Raw genomic sequence first — 7980 nt, forward strand, 5'->3', positions numbered from 1 at the left:
CCCACCCCGGGGGGGGGCCCCCCCCCAAACAAAACTTTTGGTTTTGTGTTTTTTTTGTAAATCCAATGGCCGTTTTACTTTGAATTTTCGCGTTTGTTGGGGTTTGTTTTTTTGTGTTTTTTGTTTTTAAACCCCCACCCCCCCACCCACGACCCACGTGACCCGAGACGGTCCTCGCCTTCCGTTACTTCTTGGGAATCCGCAGCCAGTCGTCGGCGACGAGCTCCCATTTGTTGGTGCCGGAGGCGAGCTTGATCGGCCAGCCCGCGGTGTTGTCGTGGTGCTTCTGGCCGGGGCCGAAGACGTACGGCGTGCCGACCATCGGATCGGTGACCGGCTTCATCTCGCGCAGCGCCTTGGTCACCGATTCGCGGGTGACGTCACCGCTGATCCCCTTGACGACGTCGAGGAAGTACTTCGCCGCCAGGTAACCGCCCTGGCTGAACGAGGTCAGCGGGATGTTGTTCTTGGTCATCAGCTCGCGCCAGTCCTTGTTCTGCGGGCTGGCCGAGTCGGTGAACGGGTAGAACTCGGCGGGCACGTACACCCCGGCACCCGCGTTGGTGATGGCCTTGGCGTAGTTCTCGCTGTAGACGCTGGTGAGCAGCAGCCACGTGACGTCGTTCCAGCCCTGCGCCGCGGCGGCCTTCAGCTGCCCGATGGAATCCGGTTCGACCGGGTTCACTGTGATCGCCTTGCAGCCCGCGTTGCGCGCCTTGACGATGTAGGAGGTGTAGTCGGAACCGCCGTAGGGCACGGTCGCGTCGAGGTACTTGAGTTTCTTGCCGGTGATGGCCGACCACTCGTCGATCGCCGCCTGGTACGACGGCAGCGTGTTGCCAGCGATCTCCAGCAGCGCGCAGATGTCGTTCAGCTTCAGCGTTTCCGAGCCGTAGAGCAGGCTCAGCGTCATGTCGTGGTACGGGCCGACGTTGACCGGGGCGATGTTCGGGCTGGAGAAACACGCCGGGTCCACACCGATGCCCTGCATGGAAAGGATCTTCTGCTGCTCGTAGTACTTGTTGTTGATCTCGCACTCGATGAGGCTGGAGGAGCCGACGAGCGCCACGGCTTCGTCGCGGCCGACGACCTCACGGGCCGCGGCGGCCGCGGCCGCCGGGTCGCCCTTGTCGTCGAGGGCCTTGTACTGGATCTGCCTGCCGTTCACGCCGCCGCTCGCGTTGGCCGCGTCGAAGACCGCTTTGGCCGCCTGCGAGGCCTCCGGGAAGGTCGCCGCGCCGCTCAGCGCGTTGACCGAACCGACCACGATCGGCCCGCTCGCACCGCTGTCGGCTCCGGCGCAGCCCGCCGTGGCCAGCAGGACCGCGGCGGCGAGGGCGACGAGGCGCCGCGCGGGTTTCACCGATTCTCCATGGCATCGACGACGGGCGCCGAGTCGACGATCTGCTCGAACGAGGTGACCTTGCCGCCTTCGAACCTCCACACGTGCGCGACGCGGGCGGTGAACGAGCGACCGGTCTCACGGTGCTTGCCCTCGTAGGTCCCGAGGCCGATCACCGTGTCACCGGCGTCGAAAAGGTCGCCGAGGGTGAACGTGTAACCCTCCCAATCCTTCGCGATCGCGCCGAAGACGTTGTCCCGCACCTCTTCCGGCCCGGTGTAGGTGCCGGCGTAAGGGAAACCGGCCGCCTCCGTCCAGGTGGTCCCGGGACCGAGCGGGGCCAGCATGCCCGCCAGGTCGCCCCGGTCGCTCGCGGCGTAATGCGCGGCGATGACGTCTGAATTGGACACTGAAACTCCTTAAACCGGTTGGACGTCGGGATAGGCGACGGCACCGAGTGGGTAGATGTGCCCGCCCGCGCGGGAGTGTTCCGACCGGCCGTCGCCGGTCAGGCCGAGGAAGACGCCGGTGGTCTTCAGCGCGTAGCCGAGGTCGTGCAACCACACACTGGCCACGGCGATGCGGAATTCACGGAAGCAGAACAGATAGAGCCCGTCCTGGAACTTCCACACCGTCGACAGGTCCATGTCCCCGTGGCCGCGCTGCACGCCTTCGAGGCATTGCCAGGCATAGCGTTGCGAAGACACGTACACGTGCTCGTAGAGGTGTTCCGGGCTGTAGCGGTAGACGTTGCGCTTGCCGATCAGGTCGCGCGACGGACCCGGTTCCTCGCCGGTCGGCGTGCCCGCGTCGGTGGTGCCGGACCAGAACGTCTGGGAGACACGGGGAACGCCTTCGACATCCTCGACGCCGATGACCGAGCGCACGGCGAGCGCGCGATGCGTCGTCGTGGAGAAGACGACGGTGAGTGCTTCCCCTTCGACGCTGGTGTGTGGGAGATTGACGAAGAAGACGTCTTCCCGGACGGCGACGGCGTCGTACGGATCCTTGATGCCGTTGCAGGTGACGGTTTCAGCGTCTTCGAACCGCAGCGCGAGCGTCGTCCCGTCGTCGAGGGTGACGGTGAGCTCGCGTCCCGACAGGTCCGCGTTCGGCAGGCGGTAGGTGGCTATTCCGGCGGCGAACTCGTCATAGGTGCGCCACTGTTCCTCGGGTGCTTCGGGCATGCGGTCATCGTCGAGGCGACCGCCCGGGAAGGGCCAGCTGTCACGCGCTGGGCGGCAACAACCGATCGCTCACGGTCAAGCCGCGCCGCAGTTCGCTCGGCGAGCAGCCGAATTCCGTCTTGAACACCCGGCTGAAATGCGGCGCGTCGACGAAACCCCACTTCGCCGCGATGGCCGCGACGGGCCGCGAAGTGTGCACGGGGTCGAGCAATTCGCGGCGGCAGTGTTCGAGGCGCCGGGTGCGGATCCAGCCCGAGACGGTCGTGCCCTGTTCGTGGAAGAGGCCGTGCAGATGCCGGGTGGAGATGTAGTGCTCGGCGGCGATCTGCGCCGGTCCCAGGTCGGTGGAGGAGAGGTTCGCGTCGATGTAGGCGAGGACCCGGCGCATCAGCTCGTGGTGCGGCCCGGCCGTCGTGCGGGCGAGGTCGAGCTCGCTGGCGAACAGGGTCGCGAGCAGATCGACCGCGGTATGCGCGAGCCGGACGCCCGCCGGCCCGCCGAGCTGGTCGAGGTTGCTGCCGAGCTGCGCGAGGAAGGGCACCACCACGTTGCCCATGCCCCGTTTGCCCGACATCGGCACCGCGGTCAGCTGGCCGACCAGGTCGCGGGGGAGATCGATGAGCCGCTGCGGGAACATCACCACGAGCGTGCGGAAATCCTCTTCGAACGCCAGGGTGTACGGCCGGTGCGTGTCGTACAACGCCACGTCGCCGGGACGCAGCATCGCCTCGCGGTTGTCCTGCACCAGCAGGCCCGTGCCGGACAGGATCAGGCTCAGCTTGTAGTAATGCCGGTCCGCCCTGGCGATGAGTTCCGGTGTCCGCTCGACCACGTGCGCCGACGCGGTCACCTCGGTCAGCTGGACGTCGTCGGCTCCGCACGAACGGATGCGGCCGCGGAAGTGGTCCCGGTGTTCGCTCGTAACGTGCAGCGGCACGAAGGATTGTGACACCACCGTGCGGAAATCGGTGAAATCTCGCGCGACCGTGGTGGTGGTCGGGTCGGCGGTGGCGGTGGTCACGGTGGTCACCTCGCAGCATCGGGGGGTGAATTTCATATACGATAAGCGATACGATGCTGCCGGGCAATGATCGCGGCGAGGTCAGTCGGCGAGGCGGAACAGGAGGGTTCCGGGGTCCACGTCGACGGGTACCACCGTGCCCGTTTCGTAGCGGCCGACGTCCTCGGTGAGCACTCGCGCACTGAACGGAGTCACGCCGGGGCCGGTGACGACGAGGTCGACGTCGTCCGCGGGCGTGCTCACCTCGTCGACCCAGATCCGCTTGCTGGAAACGACTTCGGCGTTCGCGCGGACGCCTTTCCGGTCGAGTCCGCGGTGGACCTCCCGGGCCTGGGCGTTCTGCCGGAGGTGTGCGCCGACGGTGCCGAGGCCGGCGAGTGTGAACACGGTGCCCATGGCGATGACGACCAGGCGGTCGTCATCGCCGGGATCGAAACGGGTGCTGACCCAGAGCAGGGCCGGGCCGATCAGGACCAGCACGGTCATGAAGAAGCCCAAAAGGCAGCCGGTGACCGTGAAGGCAGGAAGCTCCGGCGCTTCCTTGCCTTCGCGGTCCGTCTTCACCGGCGTGAGGTTACTGGCCGGTTTTCGTCGGTGGTCCGGTAAAAATGCCCGCTTACCCGCGGTTGTGCCGGAAGGGAGGGCCTGACCGGACACGGCTTCACCGCGTTGCCGTCCCCCGAGTGCCGCAGCGGTGGAGGGTCTGGCCACGTATGGGTGGCCGGCCATCGTTTGCCTTGCCAGGCCTGGTGAAAGAGCGAAGGGTCGGTGATGTCGGGGGTATTGGTGGATCCGGTGCCCTCAGGTACGCGGCACCGGGCAGTGACCCCAGACCCCCGGTCATCACACCACCTCGCAGGTCCGTGGCAGCAGTCCCGGATCTCTTTCACAGGTGGAAGGTTGATCATGAGATCGACAGCACATATCAGCACGGCAGGGCGGGTCGGCCGGGTATTGATCGGTGTGGGCACCGCGGCGGGCTTCGCTCTCGCGGTTCCGTCGCAGGCGTGGGCGCTCCCGCCGGGGTGCACCCAGAGTGGCGCCAACTTCACTTGCACTGCTGGGATTCCCGCCGGGCAAGTGCTGAACGGCACCACGGGGAACAACATCATCACGATCACCGGCGGCGCGGTGAACGGCACCTTGAACGGTCTCGCCGGTAACGACACGATCAGCGTCACCGGCGTCGCCGGTGTCGCGGGCACCAACGGCCCTCCAGGAGCCAACGGCAGCGCGGGTACCCCTGCGGGCAACGCGGGCGGCAACGGCGGAGCGGGAAACGTCGGCGGTGCCGGTGTCGGGAGCACCGGTGTCATCGACGGCGGCGCCGGCACCGACAGCATCACCGTCACCGGTGGCGCCGGAGGTGACGGCGGTAATGGCGGCCAAGGCGGGGTGGGATTCGCCAGCGGCGCGGGCGGCGCCGGTGGTAACGGCGGCGTCGGCGGGATCGGTGGTGCCGGCAACGCCGGGAACGTCACCGGCGGCGCGGGCAGCGACACCGCAGCCTTCACCGCGGGCCGGGGTGGAAACGGTGGTCTCGGCGGTTTGGGTGGCGACAGTGGCCTCGTGGCCGGCGGCGCGGGTGCCGGAGGTATCGGTGGCGCGGGTGCGGCCGGTGGCGTCGGGAACTCCGGAACCTTCACCGGTGATCTCGGCGATCCCGGTCTCGACACCGTCACCGCCAACGGAGGTGCCGGTGGTACCGGCGCGGCCGGTGGCGTCGGCGGTTGCGGTCACGGCGGCGGTGCCGGTGGCGTCGGCGGTGCCGGTGGCGCGGGTGGCGTCGGGAATTCCGGGACCATCAGCGGCGGCGCCGGTGTCGACACGCTGAAGGCCAACGGCGGGCTCGGCGGCAACGGTGGCGTCGGTGGTAAGGGCGGCAACGGTTTGGCCGCCGTCCAGCCTGGCGGTGCCGGAGGTGTCGGTGGCGCCGGCGGTGTCGGCGGGATCGGAAGTTCCGGCACTCTCACGGGCGGCACCGGTGTCGACCTCATCACCGCGACCGGTGGCAAGGGCGGTAATGGCGCCGGCGGCGGCAACGGCGGCACGGGCTGCAGTGGCCCCGGCGGTCCTGGTGGCATCGGCGGTGCCGCGGGTGCCGGTGGTCTCGGGAACTCCGGAACCATCAACGACGGGGCGGACATCATCGCCACGCCGTCCGGTGCGAGCGGCGTCGCGGGCGGTAACGGCATCGCCGGAATCAACAACGGTGGCATCTGCACCTGCTGACTCGCGGAACCGACATGTGGCGGTGCTGTCCCGGGGCAGAATCAGGAGATGGTGCCGCCGCAGGTGCTTTCCTGCCATAACACGCGTGATGGGAAAGCGGACTCGGCATTGCCGGGAGCCGAGCTCTCGGCAATGCCGAAGTGACGTGGCACCGACACGTTCGGGTCGATTCGGCACGGCGGATGCTCCACGACTCCGTATGTCACAGGCGAGAGCCGCCCTTGGCACGTAAGGAAAGGACGGCGGTTCTACGGGAAAACGGCAACGGTGCGACTGCGACGCCTGGTTGCGTCCCGCGCCGATGGATGCGACGGTATGCGCCGACGGCCCCCTGTTGTGGTTCACCGCAGGCGTGCCGTCACCGCTCCAGACCGCGGCGGGTCGTACCCGTACTCTTGTCGTCAGGAGCTTTCGTTGTGGACAGTGCCGCCCTGGTGGGCTTGTCGATTTCCGTGAATACGCGGCGTATTCGTGCCTTGCAGTTGGTGCGATCGCTGAGGTTCTACCTCGCCCTGGACTGTGAAGTCCGTCAGTCAGGCGATGGCTGGGTGCAGCTGCGCAACGCGGACACCGTGTTCGTCCTGGAAGAGCACGGCGCCGATATTCGCTCGGGGGACGGTGTTCCCGACCTGAGCGCGGGCAACCTTCTGCACCTGTGCCGTCGTCTGTGGGCGGCGGGCATCGACACGAGTCCTGTCAGCTATCCGGCAGGCGCGCCCGGCGGCAGGATCACCACCCGCGATCCCGACTCGCATGCCGTCTCCATCAGCCAGGCGGGGGAGTCGCTCCAGGGTGCTTCGTTGAATGCGGTGGGGCCGACGTCACGCCGGCCCCAGCGGGGGAGCCTGCTGGGGCCAGCCGTGTGACGGCGGGGTTCGGTCAGCCGGTGCAGTTGGGTACGGCAGGGGCGCTTCCGACACAGTTGCCGGGTGTGTTCGCGGTGATCGGCGCGTTATTGGTGGTCATCGTGCCGTTGCTCCGATAGACCCCGCCCGCGGTCAGCAGCGCGTGGTTCACGGTCACGGCGGTCTGGGTGATGGTCGTCGCGGTCGAGTCGACCGCGGCGATACCGCCTCCTTGGGCGCCGCTGTTGCCGCTGATGAGCATCGGGGTTCCGGAGACGCCGGTGGTGGTCAGTGTGCCGCGGAGGCCGTTGTAGATGCCGCCGCCCTGGAGCAGCGCGGTGTTTCCGAGAACGCTGCTTGTGGTGAACGACGCGGCGGGCGCCGTGCCGGACGGGGTGTCCGCGTTGGCGAGGCCGCCACCGGCGAGGGTGGCGTAGTTGCCGCTGAGGCTGCTGCTGGTGAGTGTCACGGCGCCGCGGTTGAGGACGGCGCCTCCGTTGCCGACCACGCTGCCGTTCGTGAAGGCGACCGAGGTGGTCAGGGTGAGGTTGCCGGTCGGGCCGACTTCGGCGATCCGGAAGGGCAGCAACGCGGTGCGAGTGATGGTCGCCGGGCCGAGCAGCTCGATCGGTGTGGTGATGACCGGCAGCCCGTTGGCAGGCCCTCCGTGCGGCACGGTCAGTGCGTAAGTGCAGCCGCCGGCCAGCGTCAAGGTGTCGCTGTCGACTGTGGAGTTGGCGAGGTTGATGGCCGCGACGAGGGCGTTTTCACCGCAAGCCACGGGAATGGTGGTGGCCTGCGCCATGGGGGCCAGAACGATCAGGCCGCCGGTCAAGGTGGCGGCGCCGATGACGGCCCGCAGAACGCCGCGGCTCGTTCGCATCACGTCTTCCTTCTTGGAGACGATTCTGCTGCGGTGCAAGGTGGAGACCGGCGCAGGGAGGAGAGCAGCCGATCCGGCGGCCAAAACCGTGGCGCCGGCAAGGGTGGAAATCGTGCGATCGTGTCGCATTTTGACTTTCCTGGAACCAAGACCGATGGTGGAGGAGCAAGAGGCTCGAACGTCCCGCTGGAAGCGGTCACCGGCGGTCGATGAACAACCACTCTGGACTCTACACCGAACGGTCGCGAAAAGGCGTGGTTGCCTTATCGTGGAAGGCTCGTTTCCTGTCCTGTGGAAAATATAGGCAAGAAAGGTTTGACGGCGAACGGTTCGGGTAATCCAATGCGTTGTGTCGCGAAAACGGTGCTATTGAGGGGTAAGGCAAACGTGGCATGGTCGGTGCGGGTGGGTGGGGGGGGGGGGGGGGTGGTGGTTGAGACGAAAACCCAACACACCACACCCCACAGAAC

8 protein-coding genes are annotated in these 7980 nt (G+C 67.4%); 2 read left to right on the plus strand and 6 right to left on the minus strand.

Translation table 11 applies throughout. The features are described from left to right. Positions 1-184: 184 nt before the first annotated feature. From ACIRGA_RS01910 to ACIRGA_RS01930, 5 genes are all read right to left on the minus strand, one after another. Entirely contained in the window at positions 185-1363 is a 1179-nt protein-coding gene (locus ACIRGA_RS01910) for an ABC transporter substrate-binding protein (RefSeq protein WP_400935686.1), read from the minus strand. Further along, positions 1360-1752 (minus strand): nuclear transport factor 2 family protein, encoded by a 393-nt coding sequence (locus tag ACIRGA_RS01915; protein ID WP_400935688.1) that lies wholly within the window; start codon positions 1750-1752, stop codon positions 1360-1362. Before ACIRGA_RS01915 ends, ACIRGA_RS01910 begins: the two co-directional genes overlap by 4 nt. A 9-nt stretch (positions 1753-1761) precedes the next feature. Next, on the minus strand, positions 1762-2529 hold the full coding sequence (locus tag ACIRGA_RS01920; protein ID WP_400935690.1) for a MoaF C-terminal domain-containing protein: 768 nt from the start codon (positions 2527-2529) through the stop codon (positions 1762-1764). A gap of 40 nt (positions 2530-2569) precedes the next feature. Beyond that, positions 2570-3550 carry a helix-turn-helix domain-containing protein gene (locus ACIRGA_RS01925; RefSeq protein ID WP_400935692.1) on the minus strand — a complete coding sequence of 327 codons (981 nt, stop codon included), beginning with the start codon at positions 3548-3550 and terminating at the stop codon, positions 2570-2572. An 81-nt stretch (positions 3551-3631) separates the two neighbouring features. Continuing rightward, positions 3632-4114, minus strand: coding sequence for a hypothetical protein (locus ACIRGA_RS01930; RefSeq protein ID WP_400935694.1), 483 nt, complete (start codon positions 4112-4114; stop codon positions 3632-3634). 342 nt (positions 4115-4456) lie between these two features. Between ACIRGA_RS01930 and ACIRGA_RS01935 the strand changes: the two genes are divergently transcribed. Then, positions 4457-5782, plus strand: coding sequence for a hypothetical protein (locus tag ACIRGA_RS01935; protein WP_400935696.1), 1326 nt, complete (start codon positions 4457-4459; stop codon positions 5780-5782). A 416-nt stretch (positions 5783-6198) separates the two neighbouring features. After that, positions 6199-6648, plus strand: coding sequence for a hypothetical protein (locus tag ACIRGA_RS01940; RefSeq protein WP_400935698.1), 450 nt, complete (start codon positions 6199-6201; stop codon positions 6646-6648). 13 nt (positions 6649-6661) lie between these two features. Here the strand turns inward: ACIRGA_RS01940 and ACIRGA_RS01945 are convergent, their stop codons facing one another. Beyond that, the gene (locus ACIRGA_RS01945) at positions 6662-7510 is read right to left on the minus strand and encodes a hypothetical protein (protein WP_400935700.1); all 849 of its coding nucleotides are present in this window, start codon (positions 7508-7510) and stop codon (positions 6662-6664) included. Between the last annotated feature and the right edge of the window lie 470 nt (positions 7511-7980).

This window comes from Amycolatopsis sp. NPDC102389, assembly GCF_044765885.1.
Lineage (GTDB): Bacteria > Actinomycetota > Actinomycetes > Mycobacteriales > Pseudonocardiaceae > Amycolatopsis.